Here is a 15769-nt window from a genome sequence, read left to right on the forward strand (position 1 = left end):
CACTGTTTTGACAGCTGCAGTATTATTTTTAATATAATACTGGAGATGATGGGTTGCAGAATTTGGATGTTATATTTAAAAGATTGCCAAAGCTTATGATGGGATTTATACTCATTGCAATTGGTACAAATATAATGAAAGCTTCAAAACTAGGTTTAAATTCTTGGGGAGCGTTTAATGAAGGACTAACTGTGATTACAGGCATATCATTTGGCAGAATTAACCAAATGATAGGTATAGCAGTTCTTATTATAGCTATTTTTATTAAAATTTATCCAGGAATAGGTACTATTTTAAACATGTACTTTATTGGCCTTTTTATTGATATTGTCGATTCATTAACTTTTATTGGGATTCCTGAAGATATGCCTACTAGACTTATTTACTTATTTGTAGGGCTCTTTATTTTTCACCTCGGAGGCTATATGTACATGAGCTGCGAGCTTGGCTGTGGACCGAGAGACAGCTTAATGATAGGTCTCATAAAAATAACGGGAAAACCAGTTTCATACATAAGAACAATAATTGAAGCTACTGTTCTAGTTTTAGGAATATTACTAGGAGGTACTTTTGGAATAGGAACAATTGTAAATACATTTTTAGGAGGACCTTTACTAGGAGCGATATACAAATTTTTTAAATTCGATCCAAAGAAAATCAATCAAATCAACTTATTTTCTTTAAATAAGCAATCTGCTTAAAATTATAATTATAGGATTTAGAAGGGATAATACTTTTATGGATAATGAAAACAACATATTCTTAAAAGAAAACAAAGATAATTTGGATTATAAAGAAATATTAAATGTTATTCTTAATAATGCTTATGAATGGCTAGTAATAATAGATGATAAAGGCTATATCATGATGATGAGCAAAGGCTATAAGGAATTTATAGGAGATATGGTACCTGAAGGCAAGCATGTTACAGAAGTTATTGAAAATACAAAACTTCATGATATTGTTAAAACTGGAAAAACTCAAATTGGAGAAATACAGATAATTAAAGGTCAGCAGGTTATAGCCTCAAGGCTTCCTATTATTAAAGACAATAAAATTATAGGAGCAATAGGGAAAGTTATATTCAAGGACATAACTGATTTTTATGATATGTCAAAAAAAATCATTACTATGGAAAAAGAAATTAAATATTATAAGGATCAGCTTAAAAAACAAAAAAGTGCTAAATACTCATTTTCAAATATAATTGGTGAGAGCAAATCTCTTATGGAAGTAAAAAACATCTGTCAAAGAGCAGCAATGTCAGATTCAAATGTACTTATTATGGGAGAAAGTGGAACTGGAAAAGAGCTTTTTGCTCATGCAATTCACAACGCAAGTGATAGAGCTTCTGGACCTTTTGTTAAGATAAACTGTGCAGCTATCCCTTCTGAGCTTTTAGAATCTGAGTTATTTGGCTATGAAGGTGGAGCTTTTACTGGAGCAAAGAAAGAAGGCAAGGTTGGTAAATTTGAGCTTGCAAATGGAGGAAGTATATTCTTAGATGAAATCGGAGATATGCCTCTTCAGATGCAAGTCAAGCTTCTTAGAGTTCTTCAAGAAAGAGAAATTGAAAGGATTGGCTCAACTAAAACTAGACCTATTAATGTAAGAATAATATCGGCAACCAATAAAAACCTCGAAGAAGAAGTTAAGTCTGGTAATTTTAGAGAAGATTTGTATTATAGGCTTAATGTAATGAGCGTTAATATAGAGCCCCTAAGAAAAAGAAAGGATGATATAAGACCACTTGCAAAAGCTCTAGTAAAGAAACTTTCAAGTCAAATGGGAGTACACGTAGATAGCATAAGTGAAAAGGCTATGGCAGCTTTAGAAGCATATGACTGGCCGGGAAATATAAGAGAATTAGAAAATGTCATCGAGCGGTCTATAAACCTACTCGATTCAGATAGAATAATAAAGGTTTCTACATTACCTGTTCATATTACTCAGTCCCATAAAACCCATGTATATATTGCTGGAAGCACTCTTAAAGAGCAGCTATACGATGTAGAAAAAAGTATAATTCTTGAATGCTTGAATGAGAATCAAGGAAATAAGCAAAAGACAGCAAATGATTTAGATATGAGCAGGACTAGCCTATATCAGAAGTTAAAGTCCTATGGAATAGATTAAAGCTTCATGTGTTTCAGTAATTCTTTTGTATTCAAAATAAATTATGCCAAGTTTCTTGAAAGTATAGAAACTTGGCATATATTTTTTAGTAATTTACTTGCATTAACATAAGACCTTTACCCTCTACCATTGGACCAGAAAGGCTTCTATCCTTTGATGCTAAAATATTAGCAAGTTCTTCGGGAGATATTTCTCCAGTTCCAACTCTAATCAAGGTTCCAGTTATTATTCTAATCATATTATGCAAAAAACCTTCTCCTTCAAATTCTAGATAAACATAATTATTTTTCTTTGTAATAGCTATGCTTTTTATTGATTTTCGACAGCTTTTTTTCTTAGATTTCATTGTGGTAAAAGCATCATAGTCATGGGTTCCAATAAGGTAATTAGCAGCTTTTTCCATTGCCTTGATATCTAATTGCTTAGGTTGATGAATAGCTGTTTTTCTTGTAAACACATCAGCAAACGAGTTATTATCAATAGTAAATCTATATACTTTTGTTTTAGCATTGTGTCGAGCGTGAAACTTATCATCAGCCTCTTCTATATATGTTACTCTAATATCCTCAGGTAGATAGTAGTTCATGTATGTTTGAATTTCATGTAGAGTCATTTTTGAATTAGTGTGGAAATTTGCTATTAGTGATTTTGCATGAACACCCTTATCTGTTCTTGAACATCCAATCACTTGAACTTCCTCATCAGTCATTTTATTTAGTAAATCCTCAAGCTTACCTTGAATAGTGTTGTCTTGGTCCTTTAAACGTTGCCATCCCAAATATCTTGTACCTTCGTATTGTAACGCAATTTTAATATTTCTCATTCAGCTCTCCTATAACATATTATTATGAATAATTTTCATTTAGACTTACTATACCATAATTATAGTAAATGCTAATAGTTAATTTTGATTTTTTATGATAAGAAGCAATTAAAATTATAAATATATGAATTGATTGTAGGCATGAATATTATTGTAATTTACTTAGTATTTCATTAAGTTTATTTATGTTATCCTGTGTCCAAATTTTCTCTAGAAATGGGGCTCTTCCAGAACCACGTCTGTATGCTTTATAATGGAGCTTATTTTTTTTATAGTACTCTTGATGATATTCTTCTGCTTCATAAAAATCAGCTTGAGGAAGGAGCTTTATAGCCACTTGGTTTTCGAAAATATTTGATTTATCAAGTTCTGATAATAATTTGTTAGCTAATTGTTTTTCTTCATCACTAGCATAAAAAATAGCTCCAAGATACTGTGAGCCTCTGTCTGCAAACTGTCCATAAGGGTCGGTAGGATTCATACTTTGAATGAATACTCCAAGAAGATTCTTATATGAAACCTCAGTTCCATCATACCAAATCTTTACAGCTTCATAATGGCCAGTTGAACCAGTACAAACCTCTTCATAGGTAGGAAACTTTTTATCACCGCCTGTATAACCTGATTTTACTTTTAAAACTCCAGGAGTTAAAACAAAAGGTGTCTCCATACACCAAAAACAACCACCAGCAAAAACAGCTTCTTTTATATTTGATTCATTCATGGTTTACCTCCAAGTATATATTTTTAGAAATTTATTTTTATAATACTTATTGATAATTTGATACCCAATTTAAAAAATAATATACAGTTTAAGTATATTATTTTAAACAAGGCATAAAATTATATTATAAGCTTAGAGCTTTATTTGAAATGGTATAATATAATAGACAAAATCAATTACAAAAGGAGATATTATATATGATTTCATTTAATAATAATTGGGATGATATTTTAAAAGATGAATTTGATAAACAATACTATTTAGAGTTAAGAGAATTTTTAATTAAGGAATACAAGAGCCATTTGATATATCCTGATAAATATAAAATATTTGAAGCACTTAAATTGACTGATTATGAAGATGTAAAAATTGTAATTTTAGGACAGGATCCATATCATGGGCCGAATCAAGCACATGGACTGGCATTTTCTGTTTCAATCGGAGTGCCTATTCCACCATCACTTCTTAACATATACAAGGAATTAGAGCGTGATATAAATTTTAGAATTCCAAATCATGGATACCTAGTAGACTGGTCAAAGCAAGGAGTACTTTTACTTAACACAGCATTAACTGTGAGAGCTGGGATGGCAAACTCCCATAGAGGAAAAGGATGGGAAGTATTTACAGACCAAGTAATTAGACTTCTTAGCTTAAGAGAAAAGCCTATGGTATTTTTATTGTGGGGAAAAAATGCTGCAGAAAAAGAAGCTCTTATAGATACTAGTAAACATCTAGTACTAAAAGCACCACATCCTAGTCCGTTATCAGCACATAGAGGATTTCTTGGGTGTGGACATTTTTCGAAAGCAAATAAGTTTTTAATAAAAAATTCTATAGCTCCAATTAACTGGCAGCTATAGAATTCAGGTTTTTAATATAAATATGCTATTTTTGATTATTCATTTGTGAGGTCATATATAGATGCTCTTCATACACCTCATTAACTAAGTCAGCAAATATCCAGTCTTTATTAGAAGGGGTGAGAGCGGAAGTGACTGGTCTTTCGATTTGATTTGTTTTAAATGCACTTACTAGCTGGTTTATTCTTTCACCATCAAAGCCACTAATCATCATAAATTCAATTTCTGGTGCTTTTACTCCATCTTTTCTATCAGGAGTATAACCATCTAGGTCGTGCAAAAAGCCAGTTATGCAGTTTGACATTTCATTAGAAATAAATTTTATATTTTCAAAACCATGGTTATTGAGTAATTCATGTATTTGCTTAGTTCTTTCATCATTTAGACCATAAAGTATGATTTTTTCCATTTTGATTCTCCTTTAAAAATATTTTATGAAACTTTAAGTTATATTATATCCGAATTAAGCAATAATAAAACTAAAAACTAGGAGGAATTATGGATTTTAAATTAGTAATTTTAGCTGTAGCACCTGCAATAACATTGGTTTTATTTATATATTTCTTTGATAAACACGATAAAGAACCAATTTCATTGCTTTTAAAAGTTTTTCTCTTTGGAGCCCTAGCTGTGGTACCAATTGTTTATGTAGAAGATTTATTAATGACATTTAATATTTTTCCAGGACTCGCTTCAGCTTTTTATGTTTCATTTATAGTTGCAGGTTTTACAGAGGAATTTTTTAAAAGATTAGTAGTTATGAAAATTGCATTTAAGAATCAGCATTACTCAGAAAAGTTAGATGGCATAGTGTACAGTGTTATGGCTTCGCTGGGATTTGCTACTGTAGAAAACATTATGTATGTGGCAATTTCTTTTAAAGATGATATATATGTAGGAATAACAAGAGCTTTTTTATCTGTGCCTGCTCATATGTTATTTGGAATAAGTATGGGTTACTATCTTTCACGTAGCAAATATGCCAGTAGCACCTATGATGCAAACAAATATTATAAAAAATCTTTAATAGTGCCTATGATTCTGCACGGGACATTTAATTTTATATTGCTTTCAAATCATCCTCTGCTAATTATTGTATTTATACCATATTTGATATACCTATGGTCTGTGAGTATTAAAAGACTAAAGATATATCAGCTAGAATCAAAAAATGAATCTGAGTATGAAAACATGATTGATAACTAGATTAAATTGTAAAGTTGAAATTGTATTTAATTTTTTTTATTAGGAAAGGAAGTATTGTTATGGTGAATTCATATGAAAATAAGGCTATGTTAAACGATGCAATTGAAATTGCAAAAAAAGCAGGAGAATACTTAAAGGAAATGTTTCATTCTCAATTTAATATAGAGTATAAGGGAGATAGCGATTTAGTTACTGATGCTGATTATGGCGCTGAAAGGATTATCATTAATGAAATTAAAAGACTTTATCCAAATTGCAGCATTTTATCTGAGGAAGCTGGAGAGCTAAATAAAGAGTCAAGGTATAAATGGGTAGTAGATCCACTAGATGGAACTGTAAATTTTTCAAAAGGGATACCAATATTTGGTGTTATTCTTGCTGTACTAGAAGATGAGGTACCAATCGTAGGAGTTCATTATATTCCTATGTTTAATGAAATTTATTATGCAGTTAAAGGTGGAGGAAGTTTTTTAAACGGTAAGCAAATAACAGTTTCCAGTCGTAGCAAGCTATCAGATTTTATTATTGGCCTTGGAGATTTTAATATTGGAAGAGATGAAAAAATGAAACAAAGAGACAACGAGCTGTTAAATCAAATAACAGCTCAGCTTTCACCACTCACCATGAGAACAAAAATATTTGGAGCTGCATGCTATGACCTCGCTTGTATAGCATCGGGGAAAACAGATGCTCTATTATATGCTTTTTCTAATCCTTGGGATGTTTTGGCTGGAAGCTTAATTATTAAAGAAGCAGGCGGCGAAATTTTGATAATCGATGATTTAACTATCTATTCCAGTGGAAAATGTTTAGATGAGTTAAAAAAAGTTTTCTAAATGTTATTTTTTTAATAAATAGGGTAAATACAAAAATGTGTAAAAAATAATTGAGGAGGCTTAATATGAGTAATTATCATGAACCTGTAGAATTACTAAACGAAAAAACAAGAAATATTACAAGAGCCATCAACAGTTTGAAAGAAGAGTTAGAAGCCGTTGATTGGTATAATCAGAGAGTTGAGGCATCTAGTGATGAGGAATTAAAAGCAATAATGGCACATAATAGAGATGAAGAAATAGAACATGCTTGTATGACTTTGGAATGGCTTAGAAGAAATATGGATGGATGGGATGAGGAATTAAAAACTTACTTATTTACAAGTGGCCCTATTACTTCAATTGAAGGTCAAGAACAAGCAAGTGATGCTCCATCAAATTCAGGAAATGGTTTAAACATTGGTAAAATGAAATAAAAGGAGGATTTATTATGAGCATGTTAAAAAGAAATATAGCACCTATGCCATCTAAGGTTTGGGACGAAATAGATGAAAGAGCTAAAACTGTGCTTACGAACATACTTTCAGCAAGAAAAGTTGTTCATGTTGAAGGACCTATGGGATGGGATTATGCTGTAGTGCCAGAGGGAAGGCTCGATATCATAGATAAAAATGAAGACTCTGATGTCAGTGTGGGAACATATAGAGTTAAGCCACTACTTGAAGCAAGAATTTCTTTTGAGCTTGATAGATGGGAACTCGACAATATAACAAGAGGAGCGAAGGATATAGATTTAGAAGCTCTTGAAGAAGCTACAAAAAAGCTAGCACTTTTTGAAGAAAATCTAATATACAACGGCTATGAGAAAGCAGATATAAAAGGATTAAAAGAAGTTGCTGCACATAATTTAGGTTTTGGTAAAGATGCAGTTTCAATTTTATCGGCAATTTCTGAAGCTAGATTTCTCCTTATGGAATCCTATGTAGAGAAACCTTATTCTCTAGTGGTAGGTAGAGAGGCTTATAAACTTTTAAATACTGTTCATGAAGGCTATCCGCTTATAAAAACAGTTTCTTCAATAATTGATGGCAAAGTAATACTTAGCGAAGCTGTAGAAGGGGCGTTTTTAATGCCTTATGACCATGAAGATATAGAGTTAACTATAGGTCAAGATTTTTCTATAGGATATGAAAATCATGATGATAAAAAAATAAAGCTATTTATAACTGAGTCATTGACTTTTAGAGTGCTAGATGAAAAGCTGATAGTGAAATTTAATATTTAATATCATAAGCCCCAAAAATGGAGGGATATGTCATGAAGATGCCAGTGATATTTGTAGGTCATGGTTCTCCTATGAATGCTATTGAGGACAATGAATTTACGAAAACTTGGGAAGAATTAGGCAGAAGTCTTGTTAAGCCAGCTGGAATAGTTGTTATATCTGCCCACTGGTATACAAAAGGAAGCTATACTTCAAATGAACTTGATCCAAAAATGATTTATGACATGTATGGATTTCCTAAGGAACTTTACGATTTAAAATATCCCGTAAAAGGGTCTGATGAATTAGCTAGTAGAATTATTGAAAAAACTAGCGATTTAATATCAATAGATAACGATTGGGGAATAGACCATGGTACATGGTCTGTATTATGTAGAATGTTTCCAGATGCAGATATTCCTGTTGTTCAAATAAGCATCGACCATAACAAATCATTTAGAGAGCACTATGAAATTGGAAAGATGTTAAAATCATTTAGGGATGAGTCTATACTGCTAATTTCTAGCGGTAATGTTGTTCATAATCTTTCACTTATAAACTGGGGGATGGATAATGGATATTCTTGGGCTCAGGAATTTGATGATTATATTAAATCAAATATTCTTTCTAAAAATTTTGATGACGTAATAAATTATAAGAATGCAGGAAGCTGTGCAGAGAAAGCATTTTATACTCCAGATCATTATATTCCATTGCTGTATATGCTAGGCTCATGCGACTTAGCTGATAACATAAAAGCCTTCAATGATAAATGTCTCATGGGTGCGATGTCTATGACGGGATATATAACTCAGTAAAAGTTATATGAATTAATTAAACAAAAATAAAGCCCTTTAAATATGAACTCATTTGCTAAAAGTTAAATTTTGAATTAACTTTACCAAATGAGCTCAATTAAAAGGGCTTTTTTCTTTATTGAGTTACTATCTTTATTACCTCATCAAGTGAAGCATTACTAGGTATTCTAAATGTACCAGCTTTAATTTTTGTTTCAGCATTTAGCTCTATAAGTCTTGAAATAAAGCTTTCTTTAGATGAAATAATATTGTTTTCATAAAGAGCATTTGCAACTTTGTCAGATGAGCTCCCAGGAGCAATCGAAATATTTCTGATTGTCACTTCAGCTTGGGCTGATATATTTTCAGTTTGTTTATCTGAGGTAACATTATTAGTAGTATCTTCTTTAGATACTTCGTTTTTATCAGTAGTATCGTTTGAAGCTTCAGGTACTTTGTTTGTATCCTCTGAGCTAGAGCTGTTTTGAGCTATCTCTGTATTTGTTTCAGTAGAATTTAAATCGTTGCTAGTAGAAATAGGAATAATTTTTTCAATATTTTCAGGTAGAGATATATTAAACCATCCATGGAGCTGATATGTCGAAATTAATATAATAATCAATAAAACTGCTCCTCCAAAAATTAAATCACTAATCTCATATATAAAATCTTTTAGTTTATCCATTTCCTTTACACCTCGTGTTCAAATTAAAAATAGTCAATTGTATTTTTCTATTATATAATAAATTGTAGCAATTATGAAGTAACAAAGGAGATAAATATGCACAAGGACATTAATAATCAGTTATCAAAACTCCAAATCAGAGAAATTCTTGAAGAAGATGCTGTGATAACCTTAAAATTAGTTTTAGAGATGGCTGATGAATCAGACAATTATCCATTTACATCTGAAGATTATGCTATGTCGATTGAGAACCAGCGCTCATTCATAAACTATATGAATAGTTTAGATAATTGCATATTTTTAGGTGCTTTTATAGAAAATGAGCTTTGTGGAATACTTTACTTAGAAGGTGGGAGAAGACAAAGGACTCACCATATTTGTAATTTAGGAATGGGAGTAAAAAAAGAGTACTGGAATAATAAAATTGGCTCGGCTTTGATGTCAAAGGCCATGGAGTTTGTATATGATAGTGAGCATATTGCAAAGATTGATTTACAGGTTAGAATAGATAATAAGTATGCGATTGCTCTCTATAAAAAATTTGGTTTTGAAATTGAGGGTAAGAATAAAAGAGCTTTGTTTATTGATGGAGATTTTGTCGACTATTTAAACATGGGCAAAGTAATAGATTAGACTATGAGGTGAGTTTATTGAGCGATAATGTAAAAAAAGAAATTTTTGAATGGCTTAAAACTATAGCGATAGCAGGAGCGATGGCTCTGCTTATAACAAGCTTTGTAAGACCTACACTGGTTAGAGGAGTGTCTATGTTTCCAACTTTGGAAGAAAATGATTATTTACTTATTTATAGACAGGCATATAGAAGTGACCTGCCAGAGCATGGAGATATCATAGTTTTTAAATCGCATTTACTACAAACAAATGGGAAAGAAAAAGATTTAGTTAAAAGAGTTATAGGAGTTCCTGGCGACCATGTTGTTGTAATGGATGGAAAAGTATTTGTCAATGATGAGGAGCTAAGTGAAGCCTATATTAATGGAAATTATACAGATGGAAATGTAGATGAAATAGTACCTGATGGATATATTTTTGCTATGGGAGATAATAGACCCAATAGCTTAGATAGTAGAGAAGAGTCCGTGGGGATGATTCCTTTAGATGATATTATAGGAAAAGTATTTATTAGACTTTATCCATTTAATAAGATTACTACATTATAGTTAGGTGACGTGGCAATGATAGGAATTAGTGCTTTGAGTTACGATTTAGAACAAAAGATTACTTTGTTTCATGAATACAAGGATATAGAATTTATTGAATATGGGATAGATGAAGCTACAGATATCGAAGCTTTGAACCATCATATGAGCAAAAAAGAGAATAAAGATATAAAAATCAGCATCCATTTGCCATTGAAAACTAACCTTGTAGAAGATATAGGGTTTCTTAGAGATGCCAATTTTAACTATGTTAGTAATATTATTAGAGAGGTTAGCTATTTGAAACCTCTCTATTTTAATACTCATTTAGGAAATGTATTTTATAGTAAATATACTTCAAATTATAAAAATTATATCCAAAAAGCAAATGAGTTTATTCAAAGACTATTAGTAGAATTTCCTAATATAAATATCTACACAGAAAATGTTTATAGTTTTTTAAATCAAGCTAGCAGTGATTTATGTGCTGTTGGTACTAAGCCTATAGAATTCATGGATTTGTTTGAAATAGCGAATAATAAATCGTTAGGGTTCTGCTTTGACCTAGGGCACGCATTGATTCAAGATGAAGATTTTAGCAATGTAATCAAAAACTATAATTCTATGCTTCATTTTAACTTAAATGATAAAACCTCAGATCAGCATTTAGGGCTTTCAAAAACGGGTAAATATACAAAGAAATTTTTTTATGAGCTTATAGATAAGTATGGTTTTAGTTATATAGTTTTAGAACTTGATAGTTCAAAAGCAAAGGAAACTATAGAAATTTTAGAATTAAATAAACTCTAAAGGAGATGATAGTCTTGATTACTATAACTACTCAGTCGGGTGAATTTAAAGTTGAAAAAAACACTACCTTAGAGCAAATTTTAAGCATGGAGAGAATGGATTTTTTATATCCAGTTACTTTGGGTCTAGTAAATAATAATCTTAGAGAGCTTAGCTATGAACTAGAGGAAGACTCATTTGTTAATTGGATTGATATTACTGACCCTGATGGAAGACGAACATATATGAGGAGTCTTACTTTTTTATTTATCAGGGCATTGGAAGAACTGCTCCCAGGAGCTGTGACGAAAATTCAGCATTCCCTTAGCAATGGATTTTTTTGCGAAGTTGAGTATGAAGAAAAGTTAAATGTAGATGATGTTCAAAAGATTGAGCTCAGAATGAGAGAATTCGTAGATTCAAATGAGAAAATAATTAGATTCAGAGTTCCAAAAGAAGAAGCAATTAATATATATAAAAAACAAAATCGCGAAGGAAAATTGAATTTATTAAAGTATAAAAACACGTCGACAGTTCATTTGTATAGATGTGGGTGGCTTGAGGATTATTTTTATGGCTACATGGTTCCATCGACAGCTATGCTTCACACATTTTCATTAAGGTTATACAATGATGGAATAGTGTTACTAGGACCTGATATAAAAGAACCTCATAAAGTTAGTAGGTTTATACATCAGCCTAAATTATTTAAAATATATAAAGAAGCTAAACGTTGGGCCAAAATAATTAATCTACCAAATGCAGCATCACTAAACATTTTAGTAGAAAATAATAACCACCCAGAGATTATAAGACTTGCTGAAGCATATCATGAAAAGAAAATTTGCGATATTGCTGATATGATAAAAAAAGATTCAGAAAAAGGAAAGATAATTTTAATTGCAGGGCCATCTTCTTCAGGAAAAACAAGCTTTGCACAAAGACTCAAGCTTCAACTTATGGTAAATGGTTTATCTCCAGTGTCTTTATCTGTCGATGATTATTTTGTAAATAGGGATATAACTCCACTAGACGAGTATGGGGAAAAGGATTATGAGTCTATTTATGCTATAGATTTAAAAACATTTAATGAAGATATTGAAAAGCTTATCCTAGGCTATGAAGTTAATTTGCCAAGCTTTAATTTTAAAACTGGCACTAGAGAATACTTTGAAGAAAAAAAAATTTCTATTGAGGAAAATCAGCCACTAATAATAGAAGGAATACATGCTCTTAACCCTATTCTCACACAATCAATACCTGATGGAAATAAATTTAAAATCTATATAAGTGCTCTAACTCAGCTAAACCTAGATGAACATAACAAAATTCCGACTACTGACTTAAGACTTATAAGAAGGATAGTTAGGGATTATCATCACAGATCGTATTCTGCATCTTCCACTTTATCAATGTGGCAAAGTGTAAATAGAGGAGAGCGAAAAAATATTTTCCCTTATCAAGAAAATGCTGATATAATGTTTAACTCCGCTCTTATATATGAGCTGGCTGTTTTAAAAAAGCATGTGGTGCCTCTTTTAGAGGATATAAAGGAAGACGACCCTGTTTTTAGAGAAGCAAAAAGGCTACTTAAATTTCTCCAGTATTTTGTTGATATTAATGACGAATCAGATATCATCAACACATCACTTCTTAGAGAATTTATAGGTGGAAGTAAATTGGTGCATTAATCCAAAATTTCAAATAGTATAGAATTCTTTGACAATTATATATTTAATCATTATAATATATATAAGTAATTTACGGTTCTCCTATATGTACAGTTTTATTTTTAACATAGTATATTATGGAGAAAATCTTTATTGAGGGGAAGGGCATTAATGAAAGATATAATGGTATTAAGAGAATTAGAAGAGATTAAAGCTGTCTCACATCCTTATAGAGTTGAGATTTTAGAAGCATTTGCTGAAGAACCACTTTCTGCTAAGCAATTATCAGAAATTTTAGGAGAGCCTCATGCAAAAATCAATTATTACATTAAAATTTTACTTGGAGCTGGGATATTAGAACTAGTGGAAGAAAGAGTAAAATCTGGGATAATTGAAAAATATTATTTACCAAAAGCTAAAATGGTAGTAATAGATAAAAGTATCTTAAACTTTCCAATTAGCGATTCAGTGGCCCAAACAATAAATCAAGCATCTCTTTCTTTGTTTGAGAAAGTAAGTGAAGATTATTATAGAGCAGCTGAGACAAATGAAGTTGGAACAAAGCACCTTAGACATTACAATGAATATTATCTTACTGAGGATGAAGCAAAAGAAATTATGAATGAACTGGAAAAGAGACTTATAGAACTGCTAGATGGGAAGCAAAAGAAGCCAGAAAAAGAAGGTACAAGACCGTATAACTTTGCTACACTAGCAATCCCAGATGTTAGAAAAGAAAAAAAGAAAAAATCAAAGGGCTAATAATTTTAAATAGTGCAGGGGAATCCTTGCACTATTTTGTTTGAATTTGATAAATAAGATTATATTCAGAGCTCTTATATAATTCGATTTCAACTCTAGGATTATCCTTATCTATATAATCTAAAATCAAAAATGGTTTCAGTTGTTTATCATTGAGAATTATTCCGCTTTTTTCAATACCATCGCAAATACTTTTGGGATAATTATGAATATCGCCCATGCGCTTATTTGGAAAATACAACTTTAATATAGTAATTAGATTTTCTTCTAGAGGAGGACCAAAATATTCTTGATTTATGATTCCCGCTATGTAGTTCTCGTAGGCTGCATATTTTGAATATTTTCCCTTGTGAGGTAGCCAAGCTTGCCCGCTTTTATTAGATAATTTGAAGTTAGATTTACTTATAGGTCTGCCAGGTATTATGAACTTTAGCATTTTAAATCCTTTCGACTAAAAATAGCACAAATATATAATTATTTTTTTTAACATATGGTATATTATACTAGTGAATAGTTGGAGGAACAATAATAATGATTGATATAATAAACCAGGAAAATATAGATCAATATACTATTATAAACGTAAATTCAATAAAAGATAGTCTTGATAAATTCAGCTTTTATCTTGAAGAAAGAAAATTATTAGGAGCTCAATTGGACCTTGAAGAGCAAAATTTAGTCTCGAGGCTAAAATTAGATATAAATAATAAACCTGCAAGTAGTATAATATGTATATTTTTCCCTTATCTTACAGAAAGTCATAGCTTCGATTCTAATATTTCCGTATCCGCTCAAGGTATAGATTATCATATTTGGGCAAAAGACAAGCTAAAAAGAATTGTGCAAAAACTTCAAATAAAATATCCAAATAGCACTTTTTCTATTCAAGTTGACAATGGACCACTAAATGAGAGATTTTTTGCTTTGGAATCAGGCTTAGGCTATAAAGGAATTAATAATATGGTAATAAATGAAGTGTATGGAAGCTATGGCTTTATAGGTCTAATCGTCACGGACTTAGTGTTAAAGGAGAAGAGGCTTCCTAAAAAAAATTGTATTAATTGTGGAAAATGCATAGAATATTGTCCCGGAAAGGCTTTAAATTATAAAAAAGGTTTTATTGGACAAAGATGTGCTTCTTATCTTACTCAAAAGAAAACAGAGCTAAGTGATAGTGAAATAGCTATTTTAAAAAAAAGTAATAAAGTATATGGATGTGATATTTGCCAAATAGTATGCCCTCACAATAGAGATATAAAAAAATCTCAAGAAATTAATGATGTTATAAAAAGACTTAATCTAAATGATATTGCCAGCTTAAGTAATAAAGAATTTAAAAAAAAATTTGGAAATAGAGCTTTTGCATGGAGAGGCAAAAATATATTAGTGAGGAATTTTAATATTATTGGAGATTGACTTACTATCTATGATAAAATGGTATTGATTATAAAAAGGGGAAAATATATTAAATGAGTAAGTATAATATTATTGTAAAGACATTACTTGATACTTATCCTGATGCAAAATGTGAGCTTGAATATAAAACACCTTACGAGCTATTGGTGGCTACTGTTTTAAGTGCTCAATCGACGGATGTAAGAGTCAATATTGTTACAAAAGAGCTTTTTAAAAACTATAATACTCCTGAAAAAATTCTTAAGCTAGGAGAAGAAAAATTGATGGAGTACATAAAAAGTATAGGCTTTTATAATGTCAAATCAAAAAATATAATAGCATTATCACATTTGCTGATACAAAATTATGACAGTCAAGTGCCAGATGAAATGGATGAACTTTTAAAACTACCTGGTGTGGGAAGGAAAACTGCAAATGTAGTACTTAGCAATTGCTTTGGAGTTCCTGCTATAGCTGTGGATACTCATGTTTTTAGAGTGTCTACAAGACTGGGCTTCTCTGATAAAAAGGACCCTCTTCAAGTTGAACAAGATTTAATGAAGAAAATATCGAAAAAATACTGGACCGATGCTCATCATGCATTTATTTTTCATGGAAGAAGGATTTGTAAGGCAAGGAATCCAATTTGTGAGCTATGTTCAGTACAAAGCTATTGTAAATTTTATAAAAAGAAAAAGGGGTAGAAAGGAAGGTTTTTA

General features: G+C 31.0%; 20 protein-coding genes. 15 read left to right on the plus strand and 5 right to left on the minus strand.

What is annotated here, in order from left to right; all coding sequences use genetic code 11:
* Positions 1 to 53: 53 nt before the first annotated feature.
* A complete protein-coding gene (locus tag CLOST_RS05600) occupies positions 54 to 701 on the plus strand; it encodes a YczE/YyaS/YitT family protein (protein ID WP_013361295.1) in 648 nt (215 codons plus the stop codon).
* A gap of 37 nt (positions 702 to 738) precedes the next feature.
* The gene (locus CLOST_RS05605; RefSeq protein ID WP_013361296.1) at positions 739 to 2136 is read left to right on the plus strand and encodes a sigma-54 interaction domain-containing protein; all 1398 of its coding nucleotides are present in this window, start codon (positions 739 to 741) and stop codon (positions 2134 to 2136) included.
* An 85-nt stretch (positions 2137 to 2221) separates the two neighbouring features.
* On the opposite strand, the gene truA is transcribed toward CLOST_RS05605, so the two are convergent.
* Together truA and msrA are read right to left on the minus strand one after the other, a co-directional pair.
* Positions 2222 to 2959, minus strand: coding sequence for a tRNA pseudouridine(38-40) synthase TruA (truA, locus tag CLOST_RS05610; protein WP_013361297.1), 738 nt, complete (start codon positions 2957 to 2959; stop codon positions 2222 to 2224).
* A 148-nt stretch (positions 2960 to 3107) separates the two neighbouring features.
* On the minus strand, positions 3108 to 3683 hold the full coding sequence (gene msrA / locus CLOST_RS05615; protein WP_013361298.1) for a peptide-methionine (S)-S-oxide reductase MsrA: 576 nt from the start codon (positions 3681 to 3683) through the stop codon (positions 3108 to 3110).
* Positions 3684 to 3880: 197 nt separating this feature from the next.
* Here msrA and ung point away from each other — a divergent pair, with 197 nt between their 5' ends.
* Positions 3881 to 4546, plus strand: coding sequence for a uracil-DNA glycosylase (ung, locus tag CLOST_RS05620; protein ID WP_013361299.1), 666 nt, complete (start codon positions 3881 to 3883; stop codon positions 4544 to 4546).
* A gap of 25 nt (positions 4547 to 4571) precedes the next feature.
* On the opposite strand, the gene CLOST_RS05625 is transcribed toward ung, so the two are convergent.
* The gene (locus CLOST_RS05625) at positions 4572 to 4955 is read right to left on the minus strand and encodes a DUF3783 domain-containing protein (RefSeq protein ID WP_013361300.1); all 384 of its coding nucleotides are present in this window, start codon (positions 4953 to 4955) and stop codon (positions 4572 to 4574) included.
* 89 nt (positions 4956 to 5044) lie between these two features.
* Between CLOST_RS05625 and CLOST_RS05630 the strand changes: the two genes are divergently transcribed.
* The 5 genes from CLOST_RS05630 (at position 5045) to ygiD (ending at position 8610) form a co-directional block, all read left to right on the plus strand.
* Entirely contained in the window at positions 5045 to 5752 is a 708-nt protein-coding gene (locus tag CLOST_RS05630) for a PrsW family intramembrane metalloprotease (RefSeq protein ID WP_013361301.1), read from the plus strand.
* A gap of 59 nt (positions 5753 to 5811) precedes the next feature.
* Positions 5812 to 6588, plus strand: coding sequence for an inositol monophosphatase family protein (locus CLOST_RS05635; protein ID WP_013361302.1), 777 nt, complete (start codon positions 5812 to 5814; stop codon positions 6586 to 6588).
* A gap of 65 nt (positions 6589 to 6653) precedes the next feature.
* Entirely contained in the window at positions 6654 to 7004 is a 351-nt protein-coding gene (locus CLOST_RS05640; protein ID WP_013361303.1) for an encapsulin-associated ferritin-like protein, read from the plus strand.
* A 14-nt stretch (positions 7005 to 7018) separates the two neighbouring features.
* Positions 7019 to 7813 (plus strand): family 1 encapsulin nanocompartment shell protein, encoded by a 795-nt coding sequence (locus CLOST_RS05645; RefSeq protein WP_013361304.1) that lies wholly within the window; start codon positions 7019 to 7021, stop codon positions 7811 to 7813.
* 32 nt (positions 7814 to 7845) lie between these two features.
* Positions 7846 to 8610, plus strand: a complete 765-nt coding sequence (ygiD, locus tag CLOST_RS05650) for a 4,5-DOPA-extradiol-dioxygenase (protein ID WP_013361305.1) — start codon at positions 7846 to 7848, stop codon at positions 8608 to 8610.
* A 115-nt stretch (positions 8611 to 8725) separates the two neighbouring features.
* Here the strand turns inward: ygiD and CLOST_RS05655 are convergent, their stop codons facing one another.
* A complete protein-coding gene (locus CLOST_RS05655; RefSeq protein WP_013361306.1) occupies positions 8726 to 9274 on the minus strand; it encodes an MltG/YceG/YrrL family protein in 549 nt (182 codons plus the stop codon).
* 96 nt (positions 9275 to 9370) lie between these two features.
* On the opposite strand from CLOST_RS05655, the gene CLOST_RS05660 reads away from it, so the two are divergent.
* From CLOST_RS05660 to CLOST_RS05680, 5 genes are all read left to right on the plus strand, one after another.
* A complete protein-coding gene (locus CLOST_RS05660) occupies positions 9371 to 9907 on the plus strand; it encodes a GNAT family N-acetyltransferase (RefSeq protein ID WP_013361307.1) in 537 nt (178 codons plus the stop codon).
* Between the two features lie 17 nt (positions 9908 to 9924).
* Entirely contained in the window at positions 9925 to 10455 is a 531-nt protein-coding gene (gene lepB, locus CLOST_RS05665) for a signal peptidase I (protein ID WP_013361308.1), read from the plus strand.
* A gap of 15 nt (positions 10456 to 10470) precedes the next feature.
* Positions 10471 to 11244 (plus strand): TIM barrel protein, encoded by a 774-nt coding sequence (locus tag CLOST_RS05670; RefSeq protein WP_041487120.1) that lies wholly within the window; start codon positions 10471 to 10473, stop codon positions 11242 to 11244.
* Between the two features lie 5 nt (positions 11245 to 11249).
* Entirely contained in the window at positions 11250 to 12914 is a 1665-nt protein-coding gene (locus CLOST_RS05675; RefSeq protein ID WP_013361310.1) for a nucleoside kinase, read from the plus strand.
* Positions 12915 to 13064: 150 nt separating this feature from the next.
* Positions 13065 to 13655 carry a winged helix-turn-helix domain-containing protein gene (locus CLOST_RS05680; RefSeq protein ID WP_013361311.1) on the plus strand — a complete coding sequence of 197 codons (591 nt, stop codon included), beginning with the start codon at positions 13065 to 13067 and terminating at the stop codon, positions 13653 to 13655.
* A 31-nt stretch (positions 13656 to 13686) separates the two neighbouring features.
* On the opposite strand, the gene CLOST_RS05685 is transcribed toward CLOST_RS05680, so the two are convergent.
* Complete coding sequence (locus tag CLOST_RS05685; protein ID WP_013361312.1) at positions 13687 to 14091, minus strand: RusA family crossover junction endodeoxyribonuclease; 405 nt, start codon at positions 14089 to 14091, stop codon at positions 13687 to 13689.
* Positions 14092 to 14186: 95 nt separating this feature from the next.
* Between CLOST_RS05685 and CLOST_RS05690 the strand changes: the two genes are divergently transcribed.
* A complete protein-coding gene (locus CLOST_RS05690; RefSeq protein ID WP_013361313.1) occupies positions 14187 to 15071 on the plus strand; it encodes an epoxyqueuosine reductase in 885 nt (294 codons plus the stop codon).
* 53 nt (positions 15072 to 15124) lie between these two features.
* Entirely contained in the window at positions 15125 to 15754 is a 630-nt protein-coding gene (nth, locus tag CLOST_RS05695; protein WP_013361314.1) for an endonuclease III, read from the plus strand.
* Positions 15755 to 15769 lie beyond the last annotated feature (15 nt).

Origin of the sequence: Acetoanaerobium sticklandii (genome assembly GCF_000196455.1) — a bacterium.
Classification (GTDB): Bacteria; Bacillota; Clostridia; order Peptostreptococcales; family Filifactoraceae; genus Acetoanaerobium; species Acetoanaerobium sticklandii.

What these genes read in the sequence shown, in the direction of transcription:
- msrA (WP_013361298.1), bottom strand. Translation starts at nt 3,683, where the DNA reads ATGAATGAATCAAATATAAAAGAAGCTGTTTTTGCTGGTGGTTGTTTT.
- CLOST_RS05630 (WP_013361301.1), top strand. Translation starts at nt 5,045, where the DNA reads ATGGATTTTAAATTAGTAATTTTAGCTGTAGCACCTGCAATAACATTG.
- truA (WP_013361297.1), bottom strand. Translation starts at nt 2,959, where the DNA reads ATGAGAAATATTAAAATTGCGTTACAATACGAAGGTACAAGATATTTG.
- CLOST_RS05640 (WP_013361303.1), top strand. Translation starts at nt 6,654, where the DNA reads ATGAGTAATTATCATGAACCTGTAGAATTACTAAACGAAAAAACAAGA.
- ung (WP_013361299.1), top strand. Translation starts at nt 3,881, where the DNA reads ATGATTTCATTTAATAATAATTGGGATGATATTTTAAAAGATGAATTT.
- CLOST_RS05680 (WP_013361311.1), top strand. Translation starts at nt 13,065, where the DNA reads ATGAAAGATATAATGGTATTAAGAGAATTAGAAGAGATTAAAGCTGTC.
- CLOST_RS05605 (WP_013361296.1), top strand. Translation starts at nt 739, where the DNA reads ATGGATAATGAAAACAACATATTCTTAAAAGAAAACAAAGATAATTTG.
- ygiD (WP_013361305.1), top strand. Translation starts at nt 7,846, where the DNA reads ATGAAGATGCCAGTGATATTTGTAGGTCATGGTTCTCCTATGAATGCT.
- CLOST_RS05635 (WP_013361302.1), top strand. Translation starts at nt 5,812, where the DNA reads ATGGTGAATTCATATGAAAATAAGGCTATGTTAAACGATGCAATTGAA.
- CLOST_RS05625 (WP_013361300.1), bottom strand. Translation starts at nt 4,955, where the DNA reads ATGGAAAAAATCATACTTTATGGTCTAAATGATGAAAGAACTAAGCAA.
- nth (WP_013361314.1), top strand. Translation starts at nt 15,125, where the DNA reads ATGAGTAAGTATAATATTATTGTAAAGACATTACTTGATACTTATCCT.
- CLOST_RS05660 (WP_013361307.1), top strand. Translation starts at nt 9,371, where the DNA reads ATGCACAAGGACATTAATAATCAGTTATCAAAACTCCAAATCAGAGAA.
- CLOST_RS05675 (WP_013361310.1), top strand. Translation starts at nt 11,250, where the DNA reads ATGATAGTCTTGATTACTATAACTACTCAGTCGGGTGAATTTAAAGTT.
- CLOST_RS05655 (WP_013361306.1), bottom strand. Translation starts at nt 9,274, where the DNA reads ATGGATAAACTAAAAGATTTTATATATGAGATTAGTGATTTAATTTTT.
- CLOST_RS05690 (WP_013361313.1), top strand. Translation starts at nt 14,187, where the DNA reads ATGATTGATATAATAAACCAGGAAAATATAGATCAATATACTATTATA.
- CLOST_RS05670 (WP_041487120.1), top strand. Translation starts at nt 10,471, where the DNA reads ATGATAGGAATTAGTGCTTTGAGTTACGATTTAGAACAAAAGATTACT.
- CLOST_RS05645 (WP_013361304.1), top strand. Translation starts at nt 7,019, where the DNA reads ATGAGCATGTTAAAAAGAAATATAGCACCTATGCCATCTAAGGTTTGG.
- CLOST_RS05685 (WP_013361312.1), bottom strand. Translation starts at nt 14,091, where the DNA reads ATGCTAAAGTTCATAATACCTGGCAGACCTATAAGTAAATCTAACTTC.